At 43.7% G+C, this 25,884-nt stretch carries 29 protein-coding genes; 7 read left to right on the top strand and 22 right to left on the bottom strand.

The features are described from left to right. Positions 1-169: 169 nt before the first annotated feature. The 9 genes from HZC12_04890 to HZC12_04850 all read right to left on the bottom strand — a co-directional run bounded on the left by HZC12_04890 (position 170) and on the right by HZC12_04850 (position 7,656). Positions 170-796, bottom strand: coding sequence for a metallophosphoesterase family protein (locus HZC12_04890; protein ID MBI5026064.1), 627 nt, complete (start codon positions 794-796; stop codon positions 170-172). Between the two features lie 6 nt (positions 797-802). Beyond that, on the bottom strand, positions 803-1,228 hold the full coding sequence (gene nusB, locus HZC12_04885; GenBank protein MBI5026063.1) for a transcription antitermination factor NusB: 426 nt from the start codon (positions 1,226-1,228) through the stop codon (positions 803-805). A gap of 88 nt (positions 1,229-1,316) precedes the next feature. Beyond that, entirely contained in the window at positions 1,317-1,778 is a 462-nt protein-coding gene (locus tag HZC12_04880) for a 6,7-dimethyl-8-ribityllumazine synthase (protein MBI5026062.1), read from the bottom strand. 208 nt (positions 1,779-1,986) lie between these two features. After that, on the bottom strand, positions 1,987-3,201 hold the full coding sequence (locus HZC12_04875) for a bifunctional 3,4-dihydroxy-2-butanone-4-phosphate synthase/GTP cyclohydrolase II (GenBank protein ID MBI5026061.1): 1,215 nt from the start codon (positions 3,199-3,201) through the stop codon (positions 1,987-1,989). A gap of 97 nt (positions 3,202-3,298) precedes the next feature. Further along, a complete protein-coding gene (locus tag HZC12_04870) occupies positions 3,299-3,952 on the bottom strand; it encodes a riboflavin synthase (protein MBI5026060.1) in 654 nt (217 codons plus the stop codon). Next, on the bottom strand, positions 3,952-4,281 hold the full coding sequence (locus tag HZC12_04865; protein ID MBI5026059.1) for a hypothetical protein: 330 nt from the start codon (positions 4,279-4,281) through the stop codon (positions 3,952-3,954). The genes HZC12_04870 and HZC12_04865 overlap by 1 nt, the downstream gene beginning before the upstream one ends. 10 nt (positions 4,282-4,291) lie before the next feature. Beyond that, the gene (lepB, locus tag HZC12_04860) at positions 4,292-4,915 is read right to left on the bottom strand and encodes a signal peptidase I (GenBank protein ID MBI5026058.1); all 624 of its coding nucleotides are present in this window, start codon (positions 4,913-4,915) and stop codon (positions 4,292-4,294) included. 19 nt (positions 4,916-4,934) lie between these two features. Continuing rightward, on the bottom strand, positions 4,935-6,725 hold the full coding sequence (lepA, locus tag HZC12_04855; protein ID MBI5026057.1) for an elongation factor 4: 1,791 nt from the start codon (positions 6,723-6,725) through the stop codon (positions 4,935-4,937). Next, a complete protein-coding gene (locus tag HZC12_04850; protein ID MBI5026056.1) occupies positions 6,712-7,656 on the bottom strand; it encodes an ROK family protein in 945 nt (314 codons plus the stop codon). Before HZC12_04850 ends, lepA begins: the two co-directional genes overlap by 14 nt. Positions 7,657-7,775: 119 nt before the next feature. On the opposite strand from HZC12_04850, the gene HZC12_04845 reads away from it, so the two are divergent. The 3 genes from HZC12_04845 (at position 7,776) to HZC12_04835 (ending at position 11,364) form a co-directional block, all read left to right on the top strand. Next, complete coding sequence (locus HZC12_04845) at positions 7,776-8,993, top strand: tyrosine--tRNA ligase (GenBank protein MBI5026055.1); 1,218 nt, start codon at positions 7,776-7,778, stop codon at positions 8,991-8,993. A 198-nt stretch (positions 8,994-9,191) separates the two neighbouring features. Beyond that, positions 9,192-9,758: a LemA family protein gene (locus tag HZC12_04840; GenBank protein MBI5026054.1), complete on the top strand. Its 567-nt coding sequence runs from the start codon at positions 9,192-9,194 to the stop codon at positions 9,756-9,758. Between the two features lie 4 nt (positions 9,759-9,762). After that, the gene (locus HZC12_04835; GenBank protein ID MBI5026053.1) at positions 9,763-11,364 is read left to right on the top strand and encodes a M48 family metalloprotease; all 1,602 of its coding nucleotides are present in this window, start codon (positions 9,763-9,765) and stop codon (positions 11,362-11,364) included. On the opposite strand, the gene HZC12_04830 is transcribed toward HZC12_04835, so the two are convergent. The 13 genes from HZC12_04830 to HZC12_04770 form a co-directional block, all read right to left on the bottom strand. Further along, positions 11,350-12,663: a GAF domain-containing protein gene (locus HZC12_04830; GenBank protein MBI5026052.1), complete on the bottom strand. Its 1,314-nt coding sequence runs from the start codon at positions 12,661-12,663 to the stop codon at positions 11,350-11,352. The genes HZC12_04835 and HZC12_04830 overlap by 15 nt on opposite strands. A 253-nt stretch (positions 12,664-12,916) precedes the next feature. Then, positions 12,917-13,090 carry a Trm112 family protein gene (locus HZC12_04825; GenBank protein MBI5026051.1) on the bottom strand — a complete coding sequence of 58 codons (174 nt, stop codon included), beginning with the start codon at positions 13,088-13,090 and terminating at the stop codon, positions 12,917-12,919. 20 nt (positions 13,091-13,110) lie between these two features. Further along, on the bottom strand, positions 13,111-14,667 hold the full coding sequence (cobA, locus tag HZC12_04820) for a uroporphyrinogen-III C-methyltransferase (GenBank protein MBI5026050.1): 1,557 nt from the start codon (positions 14,665-14,667) through the stop codon (positions 13,111-13,113). Continuing rightward, the gene (gene hemC / locus HZC12_04815; protein MBI5026049.1) at positions 14,657-15,706 is read right to left on the bottom strand and encodes a hydroxymethylbilane synthase; all 1,050 of its coding nucleotides are present in this window, start codon (positions 15,704-15,706) and stop codon (positions 14,657-14,659) included. The genes cobA and hemC overlap by 11 nt, the downstream gene beginning before the upstream one ends. A gap of 108 nt (positions 15,707-15,814) precedes the next feature. Then, a complete protein-coding gene (locus tag HZC12_04810; GenBank protein ID MBI5026048.1) occupies positions 15,815-16,261 on the bottom strand; it encodes a type II toxin-antitoxin system VapC family toxin in 447 nt (148 codons plus the stop codon). Beyond that, positions 16,254-16,499: an AbrB/MazE/SpoVT family DNA-binding domain-containing protein gene (locus tag HZC12_04805; GenBank protein ID MBI5026047.1), complete on the bottom strand. Its 246-nt coding sequence runs from the start codon at positions 16,497-16,499 to the stop codon at positions 16,254-16,256. Before HZC12_04805 ends, HZC12_04810 begins: the two co-directional genes overlap by 8 nt. 72 nt (positions 16,500-16,571) lie before the next feature. Continuing rightward, positions 16,572-17,840, bottom strand: a complete 1,269-nt coding sequence (locus tag HZC12_04800) for a glutamyl-tRNA reductase (GenBank protein ID MBI5026046.1) — start codon at positions 17,838-17,840, stop codon at positions 16,572-16,574. Then, on the bottom strand, positions 17,837-18,661 hold the full coding sequence (gene ccsB / locus HZC12_04795) for a c-type cytochrome biogenesis protein CcsB (GenBank protein ID MBI5026045.1): 825 nt from the start codon (positions 18,659-18,661) through the stop codon (positions 17,837-17,839). The genes HZC12_04800 and ccsB overlap by 4 nt, the downstream gene beginning before the upstream one ends. Then, the gene (locus HZC12_04790) at positions 18,662-18,853 is read right to left on the bottom strand and encodes a hypothetical protein (GenBank protein MBI5026044.1); all 192 of its coding nucleotides are present in this window, start codon (positions 18,851-18,853) and stop codon (positions 18,662-18,664) included. Then, the gene (locus HZC12_04785) at positions 18,789-19,355 is read right to left on the bottom strand and encodes a hypothetical protein (GenBank protein ID MBI5026043.1); all 567 of its coding nucleotides are present in this window, start codon (positions 19,353-19,355) and stop codon (positions 18,789-18,791) included. The genes HZC12_04790 and HZC12_04785 overlap by 65 nt, the downstream gene beginning before the upstream one ends. Before the next feature lie 15 nt (positions 19,356-19,370). Then, positions 19,371-21,758: a heavy metal translocating P-type ATPase gene (locus HZC12_04780; protein MBI5026042.1), complete on the bottom strand. Its 2,388-nt coding sequence runs from the start codon at positions 21,756-21,758 to the stop codon at positions 19,371-19,373. A gap of 260 nt (positions 21,759-22,018) precedes the next feature. Next, the gene (locus HZC12_04775; protein ID MBI5026041.1) at positions 22,019-22,594 is read right to left on the bottom strand and encodes a hypothetical protein; all 576 of its coding nucleotides are present in this window, start codon (positions 22,592-22,594) and stop codon (positions 22,019-22,021) included. A gap of 94 nt (positions 22,595-22,688) precedes the next feature. Continuing rightward, positions 22,689-22,997, bottom strand: a complete 309-nt coding sequence (locus HZC12_04770) for a P-II family nitrogen regulator (protein ID MBI5026040.1) — start codon at positions 22,995-22,997, stop codon at positions 22,689-22,691. A gap of 441 nt (positions 22,998-23,438) precedes the next feature. Between HZC12_04770 and HZC12_04765 the strand changes: the two genes are divergently transcribed. From HZC12_04765 to HZC12_04750, 4 genes are all read left to right on the top strand, one after another. Further along, on the top strand, positions 23,439-23,936 hold the full coding sequence (locus HZC12_04765) for a YajQ family cyclic di-GMP-binding protein (GenBank protein ID MBI5026039.1): 498 nt from the start codon (positions 23,439-23,441) through the stop codon (positions 23,934-23,936). Further along, positions 23,933-24,442, top strand: coding sequence for an NUDIX domain-containing protein (locus HZC12_04760; GenBank protein MBI5026038.1), 510 nt, complete (start codon positions 23,933-23,935; stop codon positions 24,440-24,442). The genes HZC12_04765 and HZC12_04760 overlap by 4 nt, the downstream gene beginning before the upstream one ends. Before the next feature lie 238 nt (positions 24,443-24,680). Then, entirely contained in the window at positions 24,681-24,974 is a 294-nt protein-coding gene (locus tag HZC12_04755) for a hypothetical protein (GenBank protein MBI5026037.1), read from the top strand. Positions 24,975-25,101: 127 nt separating this feature from the next. Next, positions 25,102-25,884, top strand: a 783-nt coding sequence (locus HZC12_04750) for a M23 family metallopeptidase (protein ID MBI5026036.1), incomplete at its 3' end; no start/stop codon positions are given.

Genomic DNA, 25,884 nt, shown 5'->3' with positions numbered 1-25,884 from the left:
TCTCCTTATAAATCCTTTACCCCAGAAGTAATAACCACTGAGGCACAGAGACACAGAGTTTTAAATTGGGAAATGAGAAATAGGAAATGGGAAGTTATGACTGCACTTCTTACTTCTCTGTGCCTCGGTGTCTCTGTGGTTTATACAAAATCTCCGATCTCCTTTTTTATCATGTCCCCCATGCAAGTCTCTCGATTAATGGCAGCGGCAGTCCTGCTTCATGCATCTTTTTCTGGGTTAATAATATATCATAAGGAACCCTTTTTATCTCTATGATATTTTTACTGTAAATTACATAACATGCATCCGGGTTGCCATCTCTCGGCTGCCCTACGCTCCCTGCATTTACTATATACCTGTGGTAATCTTTTATTTCCACGCCGTCCATGTACGCAGTTAGCTTGCCTCTCGGGCTATGTTCCACTATCGAAGGTTGATGGGTATGCCCTATAAAGCACAATTTCTCTGGAAAAAATCGAAAATTCAAGCGGGCATCCTGCAGAGTAAACATATAGTGCCATCTTTGAGGCTCTTTCGGGGTTGCATGAACGAGAAGGATTCCCTTGTCTTTTATTCTTTTTGTGATCGGTAAGTCTTTAAGGATGGAGGCATTCTTTTTTGTCATAATATTTTTCGTCCACTTTACAGCAGCCTTTGCGTCATTGGGATTAGGGCCATAGCCCACAGCATCGCCTAAAAACCAGATGCTGTTAACCCCCTCTCTGCCAATAGCTTTTAATACTGATTTAAGGGCCTCCAGATTTCCATGGACATCGGAGATTATAGCGTAGCGCATGACTTATCACATCTTTTTTACTTTAGCGGCTTCTTGATATTTTGAAATCCTGTCTAATATTCCATTTATAAAAGGAGCTGAATCTAGAGTTGAATATTTTTTTGCTATTTCTATTGCCTCGTTTATGGCAACAGAGGAGGGGATGTCACTTCTGTAAAGGATTTCGTAAGTGGCAAACCTGAGGATGCTTCTATCAACAGCAGCCATTCTCTTTAAAGACCAGTGTTCTGCTGATTTCTTAATTAACTCATCTATTTTATCTAAGTTTTTCCATGTGCCTTCAACAAGGCTGCTGGCAAAATCCTTTACATCATTGTCTTCCTTCTTGTCCGCCCAGAAGTCTTTAATAAACTCACTGGTTAAATGGCCTTGTGCTAAGTCAAGCTGAAAAAGCATTTGTAGTGCATATTCCCTTGCCCTGCGCCGTTTCATAAGGCAGTGATGAGTGACGAGTTAAGAGTGACAAGTGAAAGAAGGTTTTTCCTGCAGTCTTTACTGATCACTGTTCACTCTTAACCGTTCACAGTTTCTTAAGGAGCTGGGCCATTTCAATAGCTGTAAGTGCAGCATCCCACCCCTTATTTCCGCTCTTGGCACCTGCTCGCTCGACTGCCTGCTCGATTGTATCAGCAGTTATAACACCGAAGGCTATTGGAATACCTGTCTCCAGAGATGCAGATGCAATGCCTTTTGCAACCTCTGAGGCGATGTATTCAAAGTGGGGAGTTGCACCTCTTATAACTGTTCCAAGGCAGATTACAGCATCATAGCTCTTTTTCTGTGCAAGTTTTTTTGCAACCAGAGGTATTTCAAAAGACCCGGGAACTCTGACTACCTCAATATCATGCTGCTCTGCCCCATGTCTCAGAAGAGTATCAATAGCTCCTTCAAGAAGTCTGTTTGTAATAAAATCATTAAAGCGGCTTACAACAATCCCAAACTTCAGCCCTTTTGCCTGAAGCTCTCCCTCATATTTTTTCATAACGCCTCCCTTATTAAGTAGAACACAGAGTTCACAGATAATATAACCACTGAGGCACAGAGACACAGAGTTATAAATTGGGAAATGAGAAATAGGAAATGGGAAGTTATGATTGCACTTCTCACTTCTCTGTGCCTCTGTGTCTCTGTGTTTTAATTTGCATTATTTATTCTCCCACACAGTTCTTTCTCTGTGGTTTTACTACAGTTTACACATTCTCCAGTATGTGTCCGAGCTTCTTCTTTTTGGTTATAAGGTATCTTATGTTTCTCTCATGGGGCATTCCTTCAATTGGCACTCTCTTTACAACCTTCAGGCCATAGCCCTCAAGCCCGACTATCTTGCGTGGGTTGTTGGTCATCAACTTCATTTTCCTCACTCCCAGGTTAACTAATATCTGGGCGCCAATGCCGTAATCCCTTAAATCAGGCTTAAAGCCGAGCTTGATGTTTGCCTCGACAGTATCGAGTCCTTTGTCCTGAAGTTCATATGCCTTCAGTTTATTTGCAAGGCCGATGCCTCTGCCCTCCTGCCTCATGTAGAGTATAACGCCTTTTCCTTCATCCTTTATCATTTCCATAGCCTTGTGTAGCTGTTCTCCGCAGTCGCATCTCCTTGAGCCAAATACATCCCCTGTGAGGCACTCTGAATGAACCCTGACAAGAATCTCATCAGTGGGTTTTATTTCTCCTTTTACAAGTGCTATATGCACACCGCTGTCCACAAAATTCCCGAATGCAATGGCCGTAAACTCACCGCCAGATTTAGTCGGTAGTTTTGTGGTAGCCAGCCTTCTTACCAGGCATTCATTGCGCATCCTGTATTTAATCAGGTCTTTAATGGTGACAATTTTCATGTTGTGCCTGTGGCTGAATTCCATGAGCTGGGGCACACGGGCCATAGTGCCGTCGTCATTCATTATTTCACATATAACCCCTGCTGGATATAGCCCGGCAAGTCTTGCTAAATCAACAGAGCCCTCTGTCTGGCCTGCCCTCTGGAGCACTCCGCCACGCCTTGCCCTGAGGGGAAACACATGACCCGGCCTTGCGAGGTCTTCTGGCCTTGTCTTAGGGTCAATGGCAGTAAGAATTGTCCTCGCCCTGTCTGCAGCCGATATGCCTGTTGTTACTCCCTTTTTAGCTTCTATGGAAACAGTAAAGGGGGTGCCAAAGGCTGAGGTATTTTCATCGGCCATCATTTGAAGCCTTAGTTCATCAACCCTCTCAGGGGTGAGGGAAAGACATATAAGTCCCCTGCCATATTTTGCCATGAAATTAATTGCCTCAGGGGTTACTTTTTCTGCTGCCATTGTAAGGTCGCCCTCATTTTCCCTGTCCTCATCGTCAACGAGGATAACTATTTTCCCCTGCGCTATATCATCTATAGCTTCATCAATTGTATTGAATTTATATTGCTCCATCGCTAAATCCTTCTAAAAATCAAATTTTAGATTGTCCCGAAAATACATCTCCAGAATCCTTTTGCCCTTTATCTGTCATTGCGGCTTGTCCGGGGTTTCACTTGATATATCCCTCTTCCATCAGGGTTTTCATTAGACCTGGGTCTTTCCGGTGCGGATCTTCGATTTTCTCCCTGCTCAAAAATCTTTCAACATACTTTCCTAAGATATCTGCCTCTATATTCACAGTGTCTCCTGCTGTTTTATCGCCGATATTGGTAACTTCCATGGTATGGGGAATTATGGCCACAGTAAATGATGTCTCATCGAGGCTTACCACTGTAAGGCTTATGCCATCCACTGCCACAGAGCCTTTTTTAACGAGATACCTCATCACCCCTTCTGGCACCTCAATTCTGTAATAAGTGTATTCCCCTGTCTGTCGCCTCTCCATTATTGTCCCAGCAGCATCAACGTGGCCTGTTACTATATGACCGCCGAGTCTGTCTGTCGGAGTAAGTGCCCTCTCAAGATTTACCTTATCCCTGACTTTTAAGTTGCCGAGGTTTGTGCTCTTCATTGTCTCAGGAGAAATGTCAAATGCAATGCCACTGTCAGAATTAACAACAGTAAGGCAAACCCCATTTACTGCTATGCTATCGCCGATCTTTACATCTCTACCTAAATCTGCTTTTACCACAAGGCGAGCACATGTAGGTGTTTTTTTTATTGAAGAAACCTCGCCTGAACACTCAACAAGCCCTGTAAACATTAGTCGCTCTGACTTGTATTAACAGAAAAATCCACCGTCTTCCTGTAAATATCAAGTATATTGATTTCTTCCTCCCACGAGACATTTATAACATAACCCTTGCCTCTTTTGCTCAGGGCAATGTCTTTCTCTTTCAGGGGAACACTGTATTCCTCTGCAACATCAATTATCTTCTGTTGTAAAGCCTCCGGGCTTGTCCCTATTTCTACCTTTGCCAGATCCTCAAGGTCGCTTTTAAAAGCGCGGTAATGATAATAGGGTTTTCCGATCTGAAAACCTGAATAAACAATGGCAATAAAAACGAAGAGGCATAAAAGTTTTTTTATCATAAGTTACCTCCTAATAAATAAGATGTCCTATCCTCCTCCACCTGATCCAGTTTTCTTTGCTGTCCCACGACCAGTAGAGTATAAATGCCTTGCCTTTTATTTTATCAAAATCCACATATCCCCAGAAACGGCTGTCGTGGCTTTGATCCCTGTTGTCACCCATGACAAAAAACTTGCCTTTTGGGACAATCCTGCGGCTGAGGTTGTCCCTCGGCCCCATATCAATGCTTTTGTCTTTATGGACCACATAGGGTTCGTTAATGGCCTTATCATTCACATAAACCACTTTATCTTTGATTTCAATCTTGTCGCCGCCTACAGCAATAACCCTTTTAATAAAATCTCTTTTAGGGTCTTCTTGATACTCAAATACTATAATATCACCTCTCTGTGGCTCCTTAAAGACCAGAAATCTCCCGCTTACAAAGGGGATTCTAATGCCATAAATAAATTTATTGACAAGGAGATGGTCACCTATGGTCAAAGTCGGTATCATAGAGCCTGAAGGTATTTTAAATGCCTGGATTACGAATGTCCTTATCAAAAGGGCAAGTAACAGGGCTATAATTATAGCTTCTGCGTATTCTCTGAATTTTGATTTCTTATTGGTCAATTTTTTATTGTCTCCTTTCATAAAAGCGGAATTTATTTCCCTATCTTACCTTAAGCACGGCAAGGAATGCCTCCTGAGGAACTTCTACCCTGCCAACCTGTTTCATCCTCTGCTTGCCTTCTTTCTGTTTCTCGAGAAGCTTTCTCTTCCTTGTTATATCACCTCCATAACACTTGGCCAGGACATTTTTTCTCAAAGGGCTCACGCTCTCTCTGGCTATTACCTTGCTTCCAATGGCTGCCTGAATAACCACCTCAAAAAGCTGTTTCGGTATAACATCTTTAAGCTTTTCAGCAATCTGTCTACCCCTGTGATATGCGCTATTATTATGAACGATAAGTGAAAGGGCATCCACTGGCTCTCCGTTTAGTAGAATGTCGAGTTTAACCAGATCGGCTTCCCTGTAACCCAGGAACTCATAGTCCATGGAGGCATATCCCTTTGAAAGGGATTTAAGCCTATCATAGAAATCCCATAAAATTTCGTTAAGCGGCAGCTCATACGTCAGCATGGCACGGTCTTTCCCCATAAAAGTGAAATCTTTTTGTATGCCTCTCCTGTCCTGACAGAGCTCGAGTATCTGTCCGAGAAAATTCTGGGGGACAAAAATGGTTGCCTTTATAAATGGTTCCTCGATTTTTATATATTTTTCAGGCAGTCTTGTTGGTGTGTCTACAAATATTGTATTGTTATCAGGCTTCGTAACCCTGTAAACAACTGTTGGCGCTGTGCTTATAAGGGAAAGGCCAAACTCTCTTTCAAGCCTTTCTTTTACTATCTCCATGTGCAGCAGCCCCAGAAAGCCACACCTGAAACCAAATCCGAGGGCAGCCGATGTTTCCGGTTCAAAATTAAAAGACGAGTCATTGAGCCTGAGTTTGTTCAGGGCATCTTTAAGGTCTTCGTATTGATTTGTCTCAGTGGGATAAAGACCGCAAAATACCATTGGCTTTACTTCCCTGTATCCCGTGCATGGCAATAGGGCAGGGTTCAGGGCATCAGTAATGGTATCGCCAATTTTTATATCAGCTACATTTCTAATGCCGGCTATTATATAGCCAACTTCGCCAGCCCTGAGGCTCTCGGCAGGCTGCATCTTCGGTGTAAAAAAACCTACCTCGCTAACCTCATAGACCTTATCTGTAGCCATCAATTTTATCTTTTTCTCCTTATGAATTTCGCCGTCAAAAAGTCTTGCAAGGACAATTACTCCCTGATAATTGTCAAACCACAAATCAAAAATAAGGGCTTTTAAAGGTTGTTCGCTGTTGCCTTTTGGCGGTGGCACTTTTTTAACAATTTCCTCCAGAATCTCCCTGATTCTTATACCCTCTTTTGCAGAGGCTAAGATTGCGTCTGTGCAGTCAATACCCGTTGTCTCCTCAATCTGTTCTTTTACCTTCTCAGGCTCAGCCCCTGGCAAATCAATTTTATTTATTACAGGAATTACAGTGAGATTGTGTTCAAAGGCCTGATATGTGTTTGCCATAGTCTGGGCCTCCACACCCTGGGTAGCATCCACCACGAGGAGGGCGCCTTCGCAGGAGGCGAGGCTGCGGGAGACTTCGTATGAGAAATCCACATGGCCTGGAGTATCTATGAGATTCAGGATATAATCTTTTCCATCCATCGCAGTATAATTTAATCTCACTGCATGGGCCTTTATGGTGATTCCCCTTTCCCTCTCAAGGTCCATGGAGTCCAGAACCTGCTCTGACATCTCCCTCGGAGAAAGGGCGCCTGTAAGCTCCAGTATCCTGTCAGCCAGCGTGGATTTTCCGTGATCTATATGAGCGATTATAGAAAAGTTTCTGATGTTACTGACTGCCATGAGATGCTTCGCTGCCAAAGGTTTTAAACACAAGGCCAGCAGCGCCGATAGGGCCTGCATCTTCCTTTAAAGCTGCCGGCAGGATTTTTATGTTCTGGGAAAAGGGGAGAAACGCCCTCTTTGTAACCTCTTTTTTCAGCTCCTCTATAAACAGGTCCCATGCGCCTATAAGGCCACCGCCGAGAATTATTGCCTCGGGACTGAAAATATTTATCAGGTTGACAATACCGAGACCGAGATACCTTCCAGTTTCCCTGAAAACTTCCCTGCTTAAACTGTCCCCATCAAGGGCTGCTTTATAAATATCTTCGGATGTTAGTTTGTAAAAATTACCCTCGCAGCATTCCTTGAGGATGCTTTTGTTATTCTTCTCCAGTTCACCAACAGCCCTGTTTACAATTGCCCTGCCTGAGGCGTATGACTCAAGGCAGCCATAGCTTCCGCAACTACACGGCAGTCCCTGTGGCTCAATAACCATATGCCCCACTTCGGCAGCACCGGTGAAAAGCCCTCCGTTATAAATAATTCCACCACCTATACCTGTGCCGAGGGTGAGAAGGATAAAGTTTTCAAAGTCCCTGCCAGCGCCGAGCCACTTCTCGCCCCAGGCATAAACACTCGCATCATTTTCTACTATAACAGGCATGGAAAATTCTTTTGATAAAGTCTCTCTTATGGGAAAATCAGTAAGCTCAGGTATATTGGGTGATTTAACTGCCTGCCCTGCTTTCCTGTCTATAACTCCAGCTATCCCGATCCCCACGCCGATGACGTCTTTGTCAATAAATCCTTTGAGCATAGAAGATAATGCATCTTTCAGGCCGGACGAAGGAGTATTAACCATATCTTTTTGTATTACCTCTCCATTCATGGACACACGGGCAATCTTTATATTTGTTCCACCTACATCAATACCAATGGCATTTTTCATGGGATTTTTACCTCGAAAATGTTTTTAATATAAGGCGTGTATCAATAATATCATAAAGAAAAGTTACAAGTAAAGGTTGACATGGCTTTCTGTATGAAGTAAATTGGATTTCAATTGTTATGTTAAAGCCACAGGAACAGTTTGAAATGATAAGAAGAGGCGCTGTGGAGATTTTGCTCGAAGGGGAGCTCCGCGATAAACTTGAGCGCTCTTACAGGGCAAAGACCCCTTTAAGGATAAAAGCCGGCTTTGATCCCACAGCCCCTGACATCCACCTCGGCCACACAGTTCTTCTTGAGAAGATGAGGCAGTTTCAGGAGCTTGGCCACGAGGTGGTATTTTTAATTGGTGACTTCACAGGCATGATTGGAGACCCGAGCGGCAGGAGCGAGACAAGGAAGCCTTTAACAAAAGAGGAAGTGTTTGAAAACGCAAAGACCTATCAACAGCAGATTTACAAGATATTAGACCCTGAGAAAACAAAGATAAGGTTCAACAGCGAATGGCTGAACCTTATGAGCGCTGAGGAACTTATCAGACTTTCAAGTCATTATACTGTTGCCAGGATGCTTGAAAGAGAAGATTTCAAGGAGCGTTTTACCTCCCATGAACCTATAAGTATTCATGAGTTTATCTATCCCGCAATCCAGGGATACGACTCTATTGTCATAAAGGCAGATGTTGAGCTCGGCGGCACAGATCAGAGATTTAACCTCCTTGTTGGAAGAGAGCTGCAAAAAGAATACGGCCAGCAACCTCAATGCCTTGTGCTCATGCCTTTGCTGGAGGGGCTGGATGGCTCAAAAAAAATGAGTAAGAGTCTTGGAAATTATATCGGTATTACTGAGCCCCCTGGCGAAATATTCGGAAAACTCATGTCAATAAGCGATGACCTTATGCTCAGGTATTATGAGCTTTTAAGCCGCATCTCCATAGAAGACCTGAATTTCATTAAAATGGGTATTAAGGATGGGACTGTTCATCCCATGGAGGCAAAACAAAAGCTTGCAATAGAAATAGTCAGCAGGTTCTGGGGCGATAGGGCTGCAGAAGATGCCAGAGAAGAATTTGAACACATTTTTAAAGATAAAGGGCTGCCTGAGGAAATCCCTGCCCTTGAGTTTAAATGGGAAGCAGAAGGCATGTGGCTGCCAAAGATAATGAAGATTTCTGGCCTTACAGCAAGCACAGGAGAGGCCATACGCCTGATAAAACAGGGCGCAGTCAGGGTAAATGAGGAGCGCTGGGACGACCCGGATAGCCTTCTTTTAGAAGGAAACTATATCCTCAAAGTCGGCAAGAGAAGGTTTTTAAGGGTTGTGAGTAAAAAACCTTGAGGGCGTTCAAAAACAAATAGGGTTTTTATGTCATTCCTGCGAAAGCAGGAATCCAGAGATATTTAAAAAAACACTGGATTCCGTGTCAAGCACGGAATGACAGATTGCGGTAGGTTAAATTTTTGGATATTTGCAGTGCCTTGATTTTCAAGGGATTGCAGGTTTTTGAACAGGCTCAACCTTAATAAGGAGGAAAATATGGCTGGTTGGATTATACTCGCTATAGTCGTTTTAATTCTACTCTGGGCAATACTTATATACAACGGACTTGTGTCGCTTCGAAACCAGGTCCAGAATGCCTGGAAACAGATTGATGTCCAATTAAAACGAAGGCATGACCTTATTCCTAATCTGGTATCCATTGTCAGAGGTGCGATGGAATTTGAGCAGGATACGCTCGAAAAGGTAATCAATGCGAGGGCAAAGGCAGTAGCAGCAGTTAGCCCGCATGATAAAGCTGTGGCTGAAAATATGCTCACTCAGGCACTTGGAAAGCTTTTCGCAGTTATGGAAAATTACCCACAACTCAGATCCAATGAAAATATCATGCAACTGCAGGAGGAGCTTACATCAACAGAGAATCGCATAGGCTTTGCAAGGCAACTCTATAATGACCTTGTAGCTAATTACAGGATCAAACAGGAGGTCTTCCCCAACAATATTATCGTATCTTTGTTAAGGGGATTCCGCAAAGAGGAATACTTCGAGGCAGAGGAGGCTGCCCGCGCTGTACCTAAGACTGATATAAGCATACGGGCTAAATAAGCCCATGCCACTGACATTTATTGAGATAGAGAAACAGAAAAACTGGAGAATAGGGATATTTTTTCTTGTCCTCCTCTTTATGTATTTTGCTATAACAATAGCGCTGGTGGCATCCCTGTCAGAGATATTCTCCATACAGTTTTTAACCCATGGTTTTTTATTTAACCCGCGCCATATTTTAATAGTTATAACCTTTTCCCTTATTATTGCATCAATCCACTTCTACTTTTCTGCCTTCGGTGCGGTTAGTTTCGTGATAGACAACCTCGGTGCCATGGAGCCTGACCCTGAAGATGTGATACATAAACGCCTGATAAACATCATGGAAGAGATACATGTTGTAACAGGGAATAAAAGAAATATAGACTGTGTGGTTATTCCCACCCTTTCAATGAATGCCCTATCAGCAGTGGACCTGCGGGGAAATGCCATAGTGGCAATCACAGAAGGCCTGCTGTCGAGGCTCACAAGGCCACAGCTTGAAACTGTGATGGCACACGAAGCCTATCATGTTCTCTCCGGTGACTGCCTTGAGACTACTGTAGCTTCAAGCCTATTTGGGGTTCCTGCATCAGCCATGGAAAAGATTCAGAGTGCCTCTCGTGGGAGGACCTTTTTATCCCCGCCATTCCTGTTTGCCTGGATTTTGCTTAAGCTCAGCAATCTATTAAATATGTTTATTTCAAGAGAGCGTGAATACAGGGCTGATGCAGGCGCTGTGCGTATGACCCGCAACCCATTGGCACTTGCAGAGGTTTTACATCTGCTTTCGAGGAACTGGAGAGGCGTTGGGTATATAGGGAGTGGCCTTGAGATGCTCTGTATTGTGAATCCCACAGCAAATGCTATGGATGAATCTGAAGGCTGGATTGCAGATCTTATGTCCACATATCCCCCTATAAGAAAAAGAATAGAGATTTTATTAAAGATGGCTCATGTAGATATATCAGAGCTGGACGCAAAGGCAATGATAGCAGCTACTCCGAAGACCTCTGAACCTGTGTTCTATGCCTTAGACCCAAAACACCAGTGGCAGGGGCCTTATACATTTGCAGAACTTTCCGGTTTACCGTGGCTTTCTCCGCTTACCTGGATTAGTGTCAATGGGCAGACTGCTATAGAGAGGGCATGGAATGACCCACTTATAGATACTATATTTATGAAACGTCTTGCTGAGGAGGAAAAAACAATAACAGATTTTAAGTGTCCTTCATGCCAGCAGCCACTGATTAAGGCCTCCTACGAAAAGACACAGGTTTATCAGTGTAAATTCTGCGGAGGGATACTGGTTGAAAACTCTAAGATACCGCGGATAATCGCCAGGGCAGAAAGACCCTGCACAGACAGAGTAAAGGCACTGTCGAGGGTGACAATCAAAGAAAACCAGATAGGCCGTATTTTAAGAGGTATCGACAGGAAAATGGTGCCACTAATAAGTTGTCCAAAATGTAAAAACAAGATGCTGAGGACATTTTACAGCCTTGCCTATCTGGTTGAGATTGACAGGTGCGGTTTCTGTGGCCTTACATGGTTTGATCAGGATGAGCTTGAGATGATTCAATGCATGATAGAAAACAAGATGGCTTCAGTTTCAATCTGTAATTAATTCTGTTTCTTTAACTGCTGCCTTAAAAGCATCCACTACTTTCGGGTCAAACTGGGTTCCTGAGTTTGCCTCTATTTCCTGAAGGGCCGACTTATAATCTCGAGGGGGTTTATAGGAATGTCTGCTTGTCAGGGCATCGAAGGTTTCTACTATAGCAATTATTCTTGAGCCGAGGGGAATGTCTGCTCCCTTTACGCCTGAGGGATAGCCTGTGCCGTCGTATCTCTCATGATGGTTAAGAATCAAAGCAGCTACATCCTTCCATAAAGAGATGTCTTTTATCATATCGTAACCATACTGGGAATGAAGGGTATATTTGTTTCTGTCCCAGTGTTCTCCGTATTCCAGCCTGAGCAGACCTATGTCGTGCAGAAGCGAGGCATAGTAAAGCTGTTTTAACTCGGCCTCTGATAGACCCATGTATTTCCCTATAAGGTGAGCGTATTGCGCTACCCTGCGGGAATGTCCCCTTTTTTCAGGAAGGGGAGAGTCCTGAACCCCGACAAGGATTTCTGTCATATGTATGAAATCGCTGTGCCGGCTTTCATGCATCCTGTTCTGGATTATTGAGATAGCTGCCTGGTCAGCAAGGCTGAAAAGCACCTGTTTATCATATTCAGTAAAGCCGCCCTCTATTTTGTTCAACATCTCAATGACGCCGATGATTTCTTTCTCATATATAAGAGGCACACACAGGATTGATTTTGTCTTAAACCCGCTTTCTTTATCAAACGTGGAGTTAAAACGCGGGTCATTTTTGACATTATTGACCACCAGAGGCTCCCCTTTTTCTGCAACCCATCCTGTAATACCTTCCCCTCTTTTCACAAGCCTGCCCTTTATCTTTTGCCCCTCTTTTCCTATAAGGACCTTAAAACTGAGGTTTCCATCATCGTCATAGAGCAGCAGCGAGCCAGTCTCGGCCCCGCTCAGATCCACAGCAGATTTGACAATTCTCTCCAGGAGGATGTCAACATACAGCGTGTCTCTGAAATGCCTTGTTACCTCTAAAATAGTGTTGAGTTTTGCGTAAATGTCCTGCAGGGATGTTATGGATTCATTGGTCGCTTTAGTTGTGGTATATAGGCCAAGAATTGATAACACCACTGCTAAAAACAGGATTATCCCGATATTTGAGGGGAGGGCATCTGTTTTCCCGCCTGCTGTGACAAATGGGTAGATGTATTTGATGCTGAAATAGACAAGGATGGAAAGGGGGATTATCGAGGCAATAAAATATGATAGTTTTATTCTATTGCGGATGCGTGCAAAAAAAAATTCCTCCGGTCTCTCGTTCATCCTGGAATAATTCTATAAGCCTTTCAGGTTTACGTCAACTAAAAAATCCACTAATACAAACGCAAAAAATAAAATTTACAAAATCCCACTACATCTCCCTTTTTCTCGCCTCGGCGAGTCGCCTGTGGCGACAAGGGGGGACTTTGCAAACCCCTCTTTGGAAAAGCAATTCCCTTTTGTCCCCCTCTTTGGAAATGTAGGGGTTAGGGGAGATTTTATAAATGTAAAAAACATTTTGCGTTTGTATTAAAAGTTAATCATCTAACTTTTTCGCTTCGTTTATCAGCATTATGGGAATGTCTTCCCTGATGGGGTAAAGTAATTTACACTGGTCACAGATAATGCCGTCTTTAGCATCATTTATTCGTATATCACCTTTACACTCCGGACATGCCAGTATTTCAAGCAATTCTTTGCTTATACCCATTTGCGGCTCCTTTCGTTCTCTTAGTTTGCCAGCTTGTTAGTTTGCAGGCCAGCTTTCCTCACCGTCGCCCATTTTATTATCTCCTCAACCATTGCCTCCACAGTAGCCTCTTCAGGCATTATATCAACACTCAATCCTGCTTTTTCGACAGCCTTTTTTGTAACAGGGCCTATAACCGCAATTGTAGCTCCGTGGAGGAGTTCTTTTGCCTTTTCTCCAAAGATATCCATAAAATTATCAAAGGTTGCTGCGCTTGTAAAAGTGGCAACTGTAATCTTTCCCTCCCTGAGAAATCTCTTTAATCTTTTACCTCTCTTTTCAGGCCTGATGGTTCTGTATGCTGTAACAACATCTATCTCTCCGCCAAGCTCTCTAATCTTTTGGGGGAAGACTTCCCTGGCAACCTCTGCCCTGGGAAGTAAGATTTTTAGACCTCTTACCTTCTCAACTTCTTTCAAAAACGCCTCTATCAGCCCCTCCGCACTGAAAGACTCTGGAATGAGGTCGACCTTCATGCCGTATCTCTTTACCTCTGCTTCGGTCTTCGTACCAATCGCGCAGATCTTTATACCTTTTAAATCCCTGATATCTCTATCCTTCTCAAAAAACCTTTTGAGAAAATACGTGACACCATTTGCACTTGTAAATATCAGCCAATCATAAGCCTCTATTCTGTCGATTGCCTTATCAAGTTCATTCCAATCTTCTGGAGGCACAATCTCTATTGTCGGAAATTCAATTATCTCTGCACCGAGTTCCTCCAGTGGTTCGAAGCCCTCTGAATGTTCCCTTGTCACAAGGATTCTGTGCCCAAACATGGGTTTATTTTCATACCATTTAAGCTGGTCTCTTAATTTCACAACATCGCCAATTACCATTACAGCAGGAGGTTTAATTTCCTTATCTTTAACGAGACCTACGATATTGCCGAGGTTACCGACAATAGTCTTCTGGTCAGGCCTTGTCCCCCATCTCACAACTGCAACAGGGGTATCAGGGCTTCTGCCATTTTCCATGAGTTTCTGCACGAGCATATCAAGGTTCTTTATAGCCATGAGAATCACCAATGTGCCAACACCTGTTGCAAGCCTCGACCAATCTATGGCTGATTCTTCCTTTGTTGCATCTTCATAACCTGGTATCACAGCGAATGATGATGAATAAAGCCTGTGAGTAAGAGGTATGCCTGCATAGGCAGGTGCGGCAATCGCAGAGCTTACGCCTGACACAATCTCAAATTCAATGCCATTTTTTGCAAGAAACTCTGCCTCCTCGCCTCCTCTGCCAAAGACGAACGGGTCGCCGCCTTTTAACCTGCATACAATCTTCCCTTCATTAGCTTTTTCAACAAGAACTTGATTTATTTCATCCTGTGTCATAGTATGGTGTCCGCCGCGTTTGCCTGCATAAATGAATTCTGCATCATGGTTGATATAGTTGAGGACCTGGGCATTGAGATGAAAATCATAGATGACAGCCTCTGCTTTCTGAAGACACTTCATGCCTTTGACTGTGAGGAGCCCTATATCGCCAGGCCCTGCGCCAATAAGATAAACTTTACCCTTCTTACTTTCCATATAACTCAGCCAATATCTCTCTTGCCCCTCTTGAAAGCAGGTCTTCTGCAAGTTTAATCCCCAGGGATTTTGCATCCGCTGGCCTTCCCTCGATGTGTCCCCTCACAATCCTGTCACCTGAAACGCTTCCGACAAGGCCATCAATAACAAGAGACGAGTAACGAGTGACGAGTGACTTTTCAAGAGACGAGTGACGAGTGACTAGTGACGAGTTATTATATTTACTTGTCTCTGAATTGGTCTCTTGTCTCTTGTCTCTCGTCACTATTCTCGCATACGCAGCAATCGGCACCTGGCATCCACCTTCAAGCCTCTTTAAAAATGCCCTTTCTGCATGCACACATAGGAAGGTTTCAGCATGATTCATCGGGTTAATCAAATTATTTATGAATTCATCGTTAATCCTGCATTCGATTCCGATTGCTCCCTGACCGATTGCTGGAAGGATTAACGCAGGTTCTAAAATCTCTGTAATCCTGCTCCCAAGGCCAAGTCTCGCCATCCCTGCAACAGCTAAGATTATCGCATCAAACTGCCCTTCATCGAGCTTTCTCAACCTTGTATCAAGGTTGCCTCTGAGTTGTGTTATCTTCAAATCAGGGCGGATGCTTAAAAGCTGGCATGCCCTTCTCAGGCTACTTGTGCCTATAGTTGCACCATGAGGCAGGTCTTTAAACCCTTGCCCCTTGCCCCTTGCCCCTTGCCCCTTTGTTACAAACGCATCCCTCGGCTCTTCCCTTTTGCAGATTGCTGTAAGATGCAAGCCTTCAGGGAGCTCGGTGGGCACGTCCTTCATGCTGTGAACAGCCAGATCAATATCCCCCCTTAAGATGGCCTCTTCTATCTCTTTTACAAAAAGCCCCTTGCCGCCGACCTTTGCGAGGGGGACATCTAAAATCTTGTCGCCTGTTGTCTTTATCTTATTGAGTTCGATCTCTAAACCAGGGTGCAACTTCTGCAATTCAGATTTAACCCACTCTGCCTGCCATAATGCTAACTTGCTTCCACGTGTTCCGATTATGACTTTATTCTTCATAATATGGTTTTGTTGCCTTCAGAATCCTGTATTTAATTTAATAATGGAACATTGCATTGCTGACAAAGAAAGCAGATGAATCAATTGACTATTGTTTTTATAAAGATAGTTTTATATATCCCGCGCATCATTTATCCTTCTCAATCTGGCTTTATCAAAGTCCTCATCAAAACTCACGATATATGGCATCTCAAATTCGTTTGCGATATGAATAATAAGAGCGTCATGAAAATTAAAAGCTCCTTTGCTTTGTTTTACTCTTTCTATTACCTTATCAAAATACTCTTCAATGTCAGGATAAATCCATGTGATTCTATCCAGAGGGACAAACCTCTGAAGCTTTTCAATCAGAGGTATAATATTGTGGGTGTCTTTTCGTTCCTTTAGCCTTTTAACAAAGACATTGATAACCTCATTGATTATGAAATCAAAGATGTAAATTTCGTTATCACCGTTATGCAGCGCCCTTTTTATGAGAAGGCATTTATTGTGTCGTTTATCTTTTTCATCAAGAAGTCCGACAATGAAATTGGTGTCGAGTATTATTTTTTTACTCATCCCAGATAGCCTCAGAGTCCTTTGTTGCATCCCCTCCGATGGACACAATCCCTGTCAATTCGTCAAGAACCTTAACATTTACAGGTTTTAAGACTATTTTTCTCTTCTTGACAGGCTTGAGCACTATCTCCTTATTCTTAACCTCTACATCTAATATATCTCCTTCTTCTATGCCAATAGTCTCTCTTATCTTTACGGGTATAGTTATCTGTGCCTTTTTTTTGACCTGAACTAACATGAAATTCCTCCTTTCCGACTTTCTGAAAGTTATACTAACACTATCAGGTGGAATTGTCAATTTTAGATAGTCTTATTCTTCCTCTCCGTTTATCCCGTAAAGCTTCCTGATGATCGCTATAAGGGTCTCCCTGTCCTCGCTGTCCTCTTTAAGAGCGGCGGTGGGAGGATGTATGAGTTTATTGACGATCGAAGATGCCATGTATTCTATAGCCTTCCGCTCTTTTTCCCCCAACTCAGGAAGCTTGTTAATGAGCCGTTCCAGCTCTTCGTTTTTTATTGCCTCTGCCATTTCCCTCAGGGCAACAACAGCAGGAAGTGCATCGAGCGAAGCCTGCCATTTCAGAAATGTCTCGACCTCAGACTCTACTATGCTTTCAGCCTTCTCAGCCTCTTTATTCCTCTCAAGGATATTTGCGGTTACCACACCTTGAAGGTCATCAATATCATATAAATATACGTTGTCCAGATCATTGATACCGGGGTCGATATTCCTCGGGACAGATATGTCGATAATAAATATTGGCCTGTTTTTTCTGTCTTTCATGACTTTATGCATCTGTTCCTTTGCCAGCACATAGTGCCGGGCACCTGTTGAGCAAATAAGAATATCGGTGTGTGCCATCATGGCAGGAAACTCATCAAAATGCACAGGGCTGCCGCCAAATTCCTTTGCAAGCCCAACTGCCCGCTCATATGTCCTGTTGGCTACAAGGACATTTTTCACTCCACTGTTAATCAGGTGTCTTGCCGCAAGCTCTGCCATCTCGCCTGCGCCGAGGAGCATAAATGTCTTTTCAGAAAGGTCTTCAAAGATCTTCTTCGCCAGCTCAACTGCAGCAAAGCTTATGCTGACAGCGTTCTCTGCAATCCTTGTCTCGGTTCTCACCCTCTTTGCAACAGAGATGGCCTTTTTCATCAGGCGGTTGAGGAGCACTCCTGTTGACCTGTTTTTCAGGGCAAAGTCAAATGCCTCTTTAAACTGGCCGAGTATCTGGGGCTCTCCCACAACCATGGAGTCCAGACTGGATGCCACCTTAAAGATATGGCACAGGGCCTCACGGCCCGAATAGACGTAAAGGCCTTTATCCAGGGCATCCCTGGGTATGTCATGAAAATTTGACAGGAATGTCTTTACCCTTTCCACCCCTGATTCTAATTCCCTTACATTTGCACATATTTCCACCCTGTTACACGTTGAGATAATTAAACTCTCCTGGACTTCAGGAAAACTCTTCAGGGCAGATGTGGCCTCAGCGAGCTTCGGACCTTCAAAGGCCAGCTTCTCTCGCACCTCTACATCAGCAGTTTTATGGTTGAGACCGATTACTAAAATATTCATACAAAGGCATGAAGTCCTTTAAGTAGCAGGTTCACCCCGAAAAAGGTAAACAGGACCGTTATAAATCCTACAATCGAAAGTATTGCTGCTTTTTTACCCCTCCATCCTGCAGTAAGCCTCGCATGAAGGACAAGGGCATAGATGAGCCAGGTTATGAGAGACCACGTCTCTTTTGGGTCCCAGCGCCAGTATGAGCCCCATGCGCTCTCTGCCCATAATGCACCTGTGATTATTGCAAGGGTGAGCAAAGGGAAGCCGAGGGTTATGAGTTTGTAGTTTATCTCATCAAGTATTTGCAGGCTCGGCAACCTCTGAAAAAGACTCCCGGGGTGTTTGGACTTTACATATCGCTCCTGCACAAGGTACATGACTCCTATGCCAAAGGCCATGGCAAAGGCAGCATTCCCCAGAAAGGCAAGGACTGTATGAATGCCGAGCCAGTAGCTTTTAAGCAGAGGGCTCAGGGGCTCTATCTTTCTCGGCAGCATTGAAGATGAGAGCATGAGTATAAATACAATCGGCATGATGAACGAACCGAGGAGGCCCAGCTTGTATCTGTACTCGAGGATGAAGAATAAAAGCACAATGCACCACGAGAAAAAAGAAGATGCCTCATGAAGGTTTGTAATAGGGATATGCCCGCCTTCTACATATCGCCCTATGATATTTACTGTATGAAGGAGAAACCCGATAGCAGCGAAGATGAGGATTGCCTTTGATATTATCTTTGAGCCTTTGAAAAGTCCTAAAAGCTCTGCAACGCAGATTATGGTGGCTGTGAAATAAGAGGTGAGGGCTAATTCAAAGAGTAAGACATTCATCTAAAAACAGCCGAGCTCGCAGCTCGTTATCTTTATCCTGAGTTCATTGGCGCTTTTTCCTATTCTGGAGTACGGAACCCTATGCTTCTCAGCAATCTTTCTTGCTATTGCGCATGATATGCGGCCATCAGGAGCAGCCTTTCTTAAGCTTTGATTTATCAATTCTTTCTTTGACAAAGGATAAGAACTCATTGAGTTCGCCTTTTCTTTTAAGCAAGTCAATCCAGAAAACCCTTGCCCCAGGGCAATTTAACAATGCAGGGCATTTACCATTTTTCTCAGAATTTATAACAATTACATCGGCCTTCCTGACAGCGCTCTGGGCCGATGATTTTAGTCTGCCGTGTGGATCAGTAATAAATATTACCAGATGCGGAGTTAAAAAATCCACAGGGCTGTTGCCTTCCACAATGATGCCATTTAATCCTGACATCTCTGAAAGGGCCACAGGCAGGGCCTCGGCAAGTTCTTTCTCAGGACACTGAACCCACAGGACTCGCACAGCACCTGCCTCAAGCATTACTGCTGTGTCTTTTCCCTTCTGCCTCAATATCCTCTCATCACTCACGATGGATGTGTAAAATGCGGTCTTTGTAAACTTTATAGCGCCGAAACCCTTTATCTCACCGAGGAGAATTGAGGCGAGGGTAGTTTTACCAACTTTGCTGTGTGAGCCTGCGATAGAGATAATCAATTTAGAAAAACCTTCTCAGAGCGTCACCCTCCTTAACCTGAGGGCATTACCTACTACTGATACTGAACTGAAGCTCATTGCAGCAGCAGCAAAGATAGGGCTGAGCAAAATACCGAAGAACGGGTAAAGAATGCCTGCTGCCACAGGAACCCCAAGGGAATTATAGGCAAATGCCCAGAAGAGGTTCTGCTTGATATTACGCATCGTCGCCCTGCTGAGGCGCCTTGCCCGAACTATGCCCGTAAGGTCACCTTTTACCAGTGTCACGCCAGCGCTTTCCATTGCTACATCAGTGCCGGTTCCCATGGCAATACCCACATGAGCCTGTGCCAGAGCTGGTGCGTCATTAATGCCGTCTCCTGCCATTGACACAACTCGCCCTTCATTTTGCAGCTTCTTGACAATATCAGCCTTCTGGTCAGGTAGCACCTCGGCAATTACATCGTCAATGCCGAGCTTTCTTGATACAGCCTCTGCAGTTGTGCGATTGTCCCCTGTAAGCATAACAATCCTGATGCCCTCTTTATGAAGCTGTTCAATTGCCTCGGGTGTGGTTTCCTTTATCGGGTCCGCCACACCTAACAGTCCGACCACCTTTCCGTCTACTGCAATGAACATTACAGTCTGTCCTTCTTTCCGCATGGTTTCAGCCTTCTGAGACAGTTCGCCCGGATTAATACTGAGGTCGTCAAGCAGTTTGCGATTGCCGAGAGATACTTCATGCCCATTAATTTTACCCATGACCCCTTTGCCCGTAATGGATTTGAAATTCTCTACATCAGTCAGTTTTATGCCCTTTTCATATGCCCCTGACACAATCGCTGCTGCGAGAGGGTGTTCGCTGCCCCGTTCAATGCTTGCAGCAAAATAGATTATTGACTTCTCATCAAACCCACTGCTCGGGACAACATCTACAAGCCTTGGCTTGCCTATAGTAAGTGTTCCTGTCTTATCTACTACAAGCGTATCTATCTTTCTCATTACCTCAATTGCCTCTGCATTCTTGAAAAGCACGCCTGCTGTTGCACCCTTGCCCATTGCAACCATTATAGACATCGGTGTTGCAAGACCGAGGGCGCAAGGGCAGGCTATTATCAGAACAGCAACTGCATTGATGAGTGCAAGTGCCATTTTTGGCTCAGGGCCTATCCACGCCCACACAATGAAGGTTAAGACCGCTATAGCAACGACTATCTGAACAAAGTAGGCTGCGACTATATCAGCGAGTTTCTGAATAGGTGCACGGCTTCGCTGTGCCTCTGCAACCATATGAACAATCTGTGATAGAAGTGTCTCTGCTCCCACCTTTTCTGCTTTCATTATCAACATGCCGGTTCCATTAACAGTTGCACCAACAACACTGTCCCCTTTGTCCTTTTGCACAGGAATCGGTTCGCCTGTAACCATTGATTCGTCAACAGAGCTTGTCCCCTCAATTACTATGCCGTCTACAGGTATCTTCTCGCCGGGCCTCACGCGGAGGGTATCTCCTTTATTCACATGCTCAAGTGGAATGTCTTCTTCCGTCCCGTTTTTAATACGACGGGCTGTTTTGGGCGCAAGGCCAAGCAATGCCTTAATCGCTGCCCCTGTCTTGCTCCGTGCCTTCAGCTCAAGCACCTGACCGAGGAGCACAAGGGTTACAATAACAGCGGCAGCTTCAAAATAAACGCCCACTTCACCGCCTTCTTTGCGAAAAGACACAGGGAATATATCAGGAAAGATCGTTGCCACAATGCTGTAGATGTATGCAACACTCACCCCAAGCCCGATTAATGTGAACATGTTAGGGCTGCGGTTTATAATGGATTGCCATCCCCGCACAAAGAACGGCCATCCAGCCCAGAGAACAACAGGTGTAGCGAGTATAATTTCTAACCATTTCAGGATTTCCGGCGATATAAGATTTTCAATGGAGATAAACGGGATAAGTCTCCTCATTGCTATTAAAATCAGGGGGAAGGTAAGAACGACCCCAACCCTGAACCGCCTCGTCATGTCAATGAGTTCAGGATTTTCTTCTTCCTCAAGGGCAGATTTTGGCTCAAGTGCCATACCGCAAATAGGACAGCTTCCGGGAGCATCACGCACAATCTCAGGATGCATCGGACATGTCCATTCAGTCTTACCGGCAGAAGGGGTCAGTGGTTCAATCGCCATGCCGCATTTTGGACATGACCCCGGCCCCTCCTGTCGTATTTCAGGATGCATGGGGCAGGTGTAAATTACCCCTGTTTTTGGAGGCTCGGCAGCTTTCCCCACGAGAAAGGCATCCGGGTTACTGTCAAATTTATTCTTACAATATTTTGAACAGAAATAATAGGTAGTATTTTTGTGAGCCGAAGTAGCAACGGCATCCTTATCATCTATGGTCATCTTGCATACAGGGTCAGTGACTTTCATTTCTTCCGCCCAACACCAAATATGGCGATATTACTTATACATTATAAATCTTATTCTTAAAATTATAGTAAATACCAAATAAAGTTGTCATTTCGACCGAAGGGAGAAATCTTATCTCACCGTTATAAGGAGATTCCTCGCTTCGCTCGGAATGACAGTTGTTTTTTACTACGTATTTAGATTTAGTTCGTTCACTATAATTTTGAATCCTGCCTGACCTGTTCCGAGGTAGATCGGCCATTTTCATGCAGGATTCATAATTAATGTTTATGCGGTTCAATCTTTTTTGGCTCCTCTACCTTTTCCCCTTCTTTTTCAGGCGTTGTTTCATCTGTTCCTTTTACACACTCATAGGCCTTTTTAATCTGATCCATCAGTTCCATCTGGGAGGCTTCAGTTGTTGTTTTCGGGTCTTTCATGTGTAATTCATGCAGATCGATAGCCTTTTTAAGCTGTTCTTCGGCACATTTAAGCCTCTGCTGAACATCTGTCTGCATTTCCATCATTTCGCTCATCATGCCCTTCATGCCAGACATCATCCTGTCCATTTTCCCCATCATCTTATTCATTTCCATCATCATCTGTTTTTTCTCAGCAGGCTTCATACCTTTTATCATCTTTTCCTGCATCTTCAGCATATCCTTCATCATCTGCATCATATTCTGCATCATCATGTTATGTTTCATCATATGCTGGCACATATGCATCATCGGCATCTGTTGTCCCTCACTCATCATCATGCCGTGGCCCATTTCTCCTTTCTGGCCACCCATCATGGCCCAGGATGATGTGCCGAGAGCAAATAGAATTACTAACACAATAACTATCTTCTTCATATCTTCCTCCTTAAGTTTATTGATATTTACATTAAATTACATGATAAATCTTTCTGCAATACTATATTATTTAATGCCTGTCTAACCACTTCTCTCAGTTATGCCCTAAGACCCCACCAGTTCTTATTTTTAACACCTCATCAACAGGACAGATTGCTATCAGCCCATCTCCAGGCTCCCCTGTCTTTGCAAGGGCAAGAAAGATATCCTTTACATCTTTAATCTTTTCATCCGATACAAAGAGGTCAATCCTTACATGTGATGTAAATGGTTTATAGAGTGCGAATTGCTCCCCTGTGCCTTTCACCTCATTTATACTCATTCCCTTTATATTTTTACTTTGAAGTCCCTCTACAACTCTATCCAAGGCTACAGACCTTATAATAGCAACCACATGCTTCATTATCATGTCCCTCCTTCAAATATTTTATTTAAGATAACCAGAAAATATGAAGAATGTGTGAAATCTGCTTTCCAGCTTAAGAACTCAAGGGTAAAAATTGATTGTATTAAAAATCCCTATTTTTATACAATATACCGATTTTGAATACCGATTATGCATGAATGAAAACCACAGAGTAATAGTTCAAAAGTTCAAAGCAGACAATTTTAAACAACTTTGAACAACTTTAAAACCATTTTGTTAGACTAAGAAAAATTAAACCACGAAGGACACGAAGAACACGAAGTGAAAAAGAAAGGCATAAAGAGATTTGTCTTGTAAAATCTTCGTGACCTTCGTGCTCTTCGTGGTAAAAATATAGTCTAACTCTGTTGAACTAAATATGTTCAATCGCCTGTGGTTAACACATTTTTTGGGTTAATGTAAAAGGAGGAGGTAAATATGCCGGATGAACATTCATTTGATATTGTATGCAAGGTTGACCTTCAGGAAGTCTCCAATGCTCTGCAGCAGGCAATGAAGGAGATAGGCCAGAGGTTTGACTTCAGGGGGAGCAAGAGCAATATAGAGCTCGATAAAGGGAAGAACGAACTCTACATCCTTTCTGACGACGAGTATAAATTAAAGAGCGTTGTTGATATCCTTAAAGAAAAGCTCGTTAAAAGAGGAGTATCACTCAATGCCCTGAATTATGGCAAAATTGAGCCTGCGCTTTCAGGCACTGTAAAGCAGGCAATAACACTTCAGCAGGGCATCCCCACTGAAAAAGCCAAAGATATTGTCAAAATCATAAAAGATACAAAACTCAAGGTCCAATCTGAGATTCAAAAGGATCAGGTCAGGGTGAGGGCAAAAAAGATCGATGACCTTCAGGCTATTATAAAAATGTTAAAGGAAAAAGATTTAGGGATACACATGGAGTTTATGAATTACAGATGATGGATAATGCAGAATACCTTGAGATTGTCGATAAAGATGGAGAGGTTATTGGCCTTGCCTCCCGCGAGGAAATCCATGGAAATCCTGATCTCCTGCACAGGGTTGTCCATGTTCTTGTCGTTAATCATAAGGGGGAATTACTCTTACAGAAGCGTTCGATGAACAAAGATGTTGCTCCTGGCAGGTGGGATACATCAGTTGGAGGCCATGTGAACCAGGGGGAGAGTACTGAGGAGGCGGTTAAAAGGGAGGTGGCTGAAGAACTCGGCATAACAATGGCCGAGACCAAATTTCTCTATACCTACATCCACAGCAACCCCTATGAAAGCGAGCTGGTCACAACATATAGCTGTATATATAGCGGCAAGATTCTATTTAACAGGGATGAAATAACAGAAGTTAAGTTCTGGCCCCCAGAGGAAATAAAGAAGAACATGGGAAAAGGCATTTTCAGCGATAATTTTGAAGATGAGTTTAATATCTATCTTCAGGTTGTTGGGGGATGAAATACCTTTTCGCCACAGAGTTCACAGAGAAATTAAAATGCAGAATTTAATCCTGAATTTAATTCGGGACAAAATAAATGAATTCCATAATTTTGATTTTTGATATTTGATTTTTGAATTTATCTCAGTTTTCTCTGTGGTTTTTTCATGGATGATTTAGGTTCATAATTTCTTCACATCCTTTACAGATAATAGAGAAAAATCTCGATACGAGTCGATTCCGACTGGAGGTGATTAAATGAAACGACTTTTACTTATCCTCATGGCTGTGTCTATAGCGATAAGCGTGTCTGACTTTGCCTTTGCGCAGAAAAGGCCGGCAATTGATGAGTCTTTGAGAAAGGGCGAGACGAGACCTACTCTTGACCCGGAGCTCTTCAGGGACCCTGTAGTAAAAGAGGCGCATAAGGTCGCAAAGGAGATACCATGGGTGCTGGACAGTATATACTGCTTCTGCTACTGTGAGGAATCACCGGCATTTAAACACAAAAGCCTCCTGAGCTGCTATGTGGATGGCCATGCAGTTCAGTGAGACATCTGCCTCAGGGAGGCCCTGCGGGCTTCCGAGCTTTACAAAAAAGGTTACCCTGTAAAGAAAATCAAGGAAATAGTAGAAAAGGAATTTAAGCGTTAAGCATCATTTATGTTAAACTTACACTGTGGCAACAAAGTTAACAGTTAGCGCCTTATTTGTACTTTTACTCGTCTCTCCTTCACTGGCATTCGATATCAGTATAACGCCTGAAGTCATAAGGCAGGGCGATGTTATACTCATACGCGCCGCATCTTCTGATGGAAGAACGCCAGAAGGCAGCTTCCTGGATAAAGAACTTCACTTTTTCAAGACAGGGGCAGGTGACTTTATTGCACTGGCAGGGGTAGACATGAGAACCACTCCAGGAGAATATTGTTTAACTCTCAGCCAGAGCAAAAAGATATTTGAGAGGAACATAAAAATCGTCTCAGGCTCTTTTGAAACACAAAAGCTCAGCCTTCCAAAAAAGATGGTAGACTTAGACCCTGAGACCTTAAAAAGAGCTGAAGCCGAGCTTTCAAGACTCATTCAGCTCTGGCCTGCGGTGAATGAGAGGCTGTGGGACGGCAGATTCATAATGCCCCTGCAGGGTGCGATTATTAGCCCCTTTGGTGCGAGGAGGATAATAAACGGGCAGGAAAAGAGTCCCCACAGCGGTATTGATATTAAAGCTAAAGAAGGCGATCCTGTGATTGCACCCAACAGTGGAAGGGTCGCAATAATAGATGACCAGTTTTTTGGAGGGAAAACCCTTGTCCTCGACCACGGCTATGGTATTTACAGCATGTTTTTCCACCTCTCTAAGATTACACTGTCCCCTGGCCAGACAGTAAAGAAAGGTGATATAATTGGCCTTGCAGGAGCTACGGGCAGGGCTACAGGCCCACACCTGCATTGGGGAGTCAGG

The sequence above is a fragment of the Nitrospirota bacterium genome (genome assembly GCA_016214385.1).
Taxonomy (GTDB): Bacteria; Nitrospirota; Thermodesulfovibrionia; order UBA6902; family JACROP01; genus JACROP01.
Note: the sequence above shows the minus strand (reverse complement) of the source record. Positions and strands in the feature narration are given on the sequence as shown.

Excerpts from the sequence above, each read along its gene's own strand:
- HZC12_04835 (MBI5026053.1), top strand. The coding sequence starts at position 9,763 with ATGCCACTGACATTTATTGAGATAGAGAAACAGAAAAACTGGAGAATA.
- cobA (MBI5026050.1), bottom strand. The coding sequence starts at position 14,667 with ATGGAAAGTAAGAAGGGTAAAGTTTATCTTATTGGCGCAGGGCCTGGC.
- HZC12_04770 (MBI5026040.1), bottom strand. The coding sequence starts at position 22,997 with ATGAAGCATGTGGTTGCTATTATAAGGTCTGTAGCCTTGGATAGAGTT.
- lepA (MBI5026057.1), bottom strand. The coding sequence starts at position 6,725 with ATGGCAGTCAGTAACATCAGAAACTTTTCTATAATCGCTCATATAGAT.
- HZC12_04780 (MBI5026042.1), bottom strand. The coding sequence starts at position 21,758 with ATGAAAGTCACTGACCCTGTATGCAAGATGACCATAGATGATAAGGAT.
- HZC12_04865 (MBI5026059.1), bottom strand. The coding sequence starts at position 4,281 with ATGATAAAAAAACTTTTATGCCTCTTCGTTTTTATTGCCATTGTTTAT.
- HZC12_04850 (MBI5026056.1), bottom strand. The coding sequence starts at position 7,656 with ATGAAAAATGCCATTGGTATTGATGTAGGTGGAACAAATATAAAGATT.
- HZC12_04845 (MBI5026055.1), top strand. The coding sequence starts at position 7,776 with ATGTTAAAGCCACAGGAACAGTTTGAAATGATAAGAAGAGGCGCTGTG.
- HZC12_04890 (MBI5026064.1), bottom strand. The coding sequence starts at position 796 with ATGCGCTACGCTATAATCTCCGATGTCCATGGAAATCTGGAGGCCCTT.
- HZC12_04790 (MBI5026044.1), bottom strand. The coding sequence starts at position 18,853 with ATGAGTTCTTATCCTTTGTCAAAGAAAGAATTGATAAATCAAAGCTTA.
- HZC12_04755 (MBI5026037.1), top strand. The coding sequence starts at position 24,681 with ATGAAACGACTTTTACTTATCCTCATGGCTGTGTCTATAGCGATAAGC.
- nusB (MBI5026063.1), bottom strand. The coding sequence starts at position 1,228 with ATGAAACGGCGCAGGGCAAGGGAATATGCACTACAAATGCTTTTTCAG.
- lepB (MBI5026058.1), bottom strand. The coding sequence starts at position 4,915 with ATGAAAGGAGACAATAAAAAATTGACCAATAAGAAATCAAAATTCAGA.
- HZC12_04760 (MBI5026038.1), top strand. The coding sequence starts at position 23,933 with ATGATGGATAATGCAGAATACCTTGAGATTGTCGATAAAGATGGAGAG.
- HZC12_04810 (MBI5026048.1), bottom strand. The coding sequence starts at position 16,261 with ATGAGTAAAAAAATAATACTCGACACCAATTTCATTGTCGGACTTCTT.
- HZC12_04840 (MBI5026054.1), top strand. The coding sequence starts at position 9,192 with ATGGCTGGTTGGATTATACTCGCTATAGTCGTTTTAATTCTACTCTGG.
- HZC12_04765 (MBI5026039.1), top strand. The coding sequence starts at position 23,439 with ATGCCGGATGAACATTCATTTGATATTGTATGCAAGGTTGACCTTCAG.
- HZC12_04880 (MBI5026062.1), bottom strand. The coding sequence starts at position 1,778 with ATGAAAAAATATGAGGGAGAGCTTCAGGCAAAAGGGCTGAAGTTTGGG.
- ccsB (MBI5026045.1), bottom strand. The coding sequence starts at position 18,661 with ATGAATGTCTTACTCTTTGAATTAGCCCTCACCTCTTATTTCACAGCC.
- HZC12_04870 (MBI5026060.1), bottom strand. The coding sequence starts at position 3,952 with ATGTTTACAGGGCTTGTTGAGTGTTCAGGCGAGGTTTCTTCAATAAAA.
- HZC12_04800 (MBI5026046.1), bottom strand. The coding sequence starts at position 17,840 with ATGAATATTTTAGTAATCGGTCTCAACCATAAAACTGCTGATGTAGAG.
- HZC12_04875 (MBI5026061.1), bottom strand. The coding sequence starts at position 3,201 with ATGGAGCAATATAAATTCAATACAATTGATGAAGCTATAGATGATATA.
- HZC12_04825 (MBI5026051.1), bottom strand. The coding sequence starts at position 13,090 with ATGGGTATAAGCAAAGAATTGCTTGAAATACTGGCATGTCCGGAGTGT.
- HZC12_04775 (MBI5026041.1), bottom strand. The coding sequence starts at position 22,594 with ATGAAGAAGATAGTTATTGTGTTAGTAATTCTATTTGCTCTCGGCACA.
- HZC12_04805 (MBI5026047.1), bottom strand. The coding sequence starts at position 16,499 with ATGTTAGTTCAGGTCAAAAAAAAGGCACAGATAACTATACCCGTAAAG.
- HZC12_04830 (MBI5026052.1), bottom strand. The coding sequence starts at position 12,663 with ATGAACGAGAGACCGGAGGAATTTTTTTTTGCACGCATCCGCAATAGA.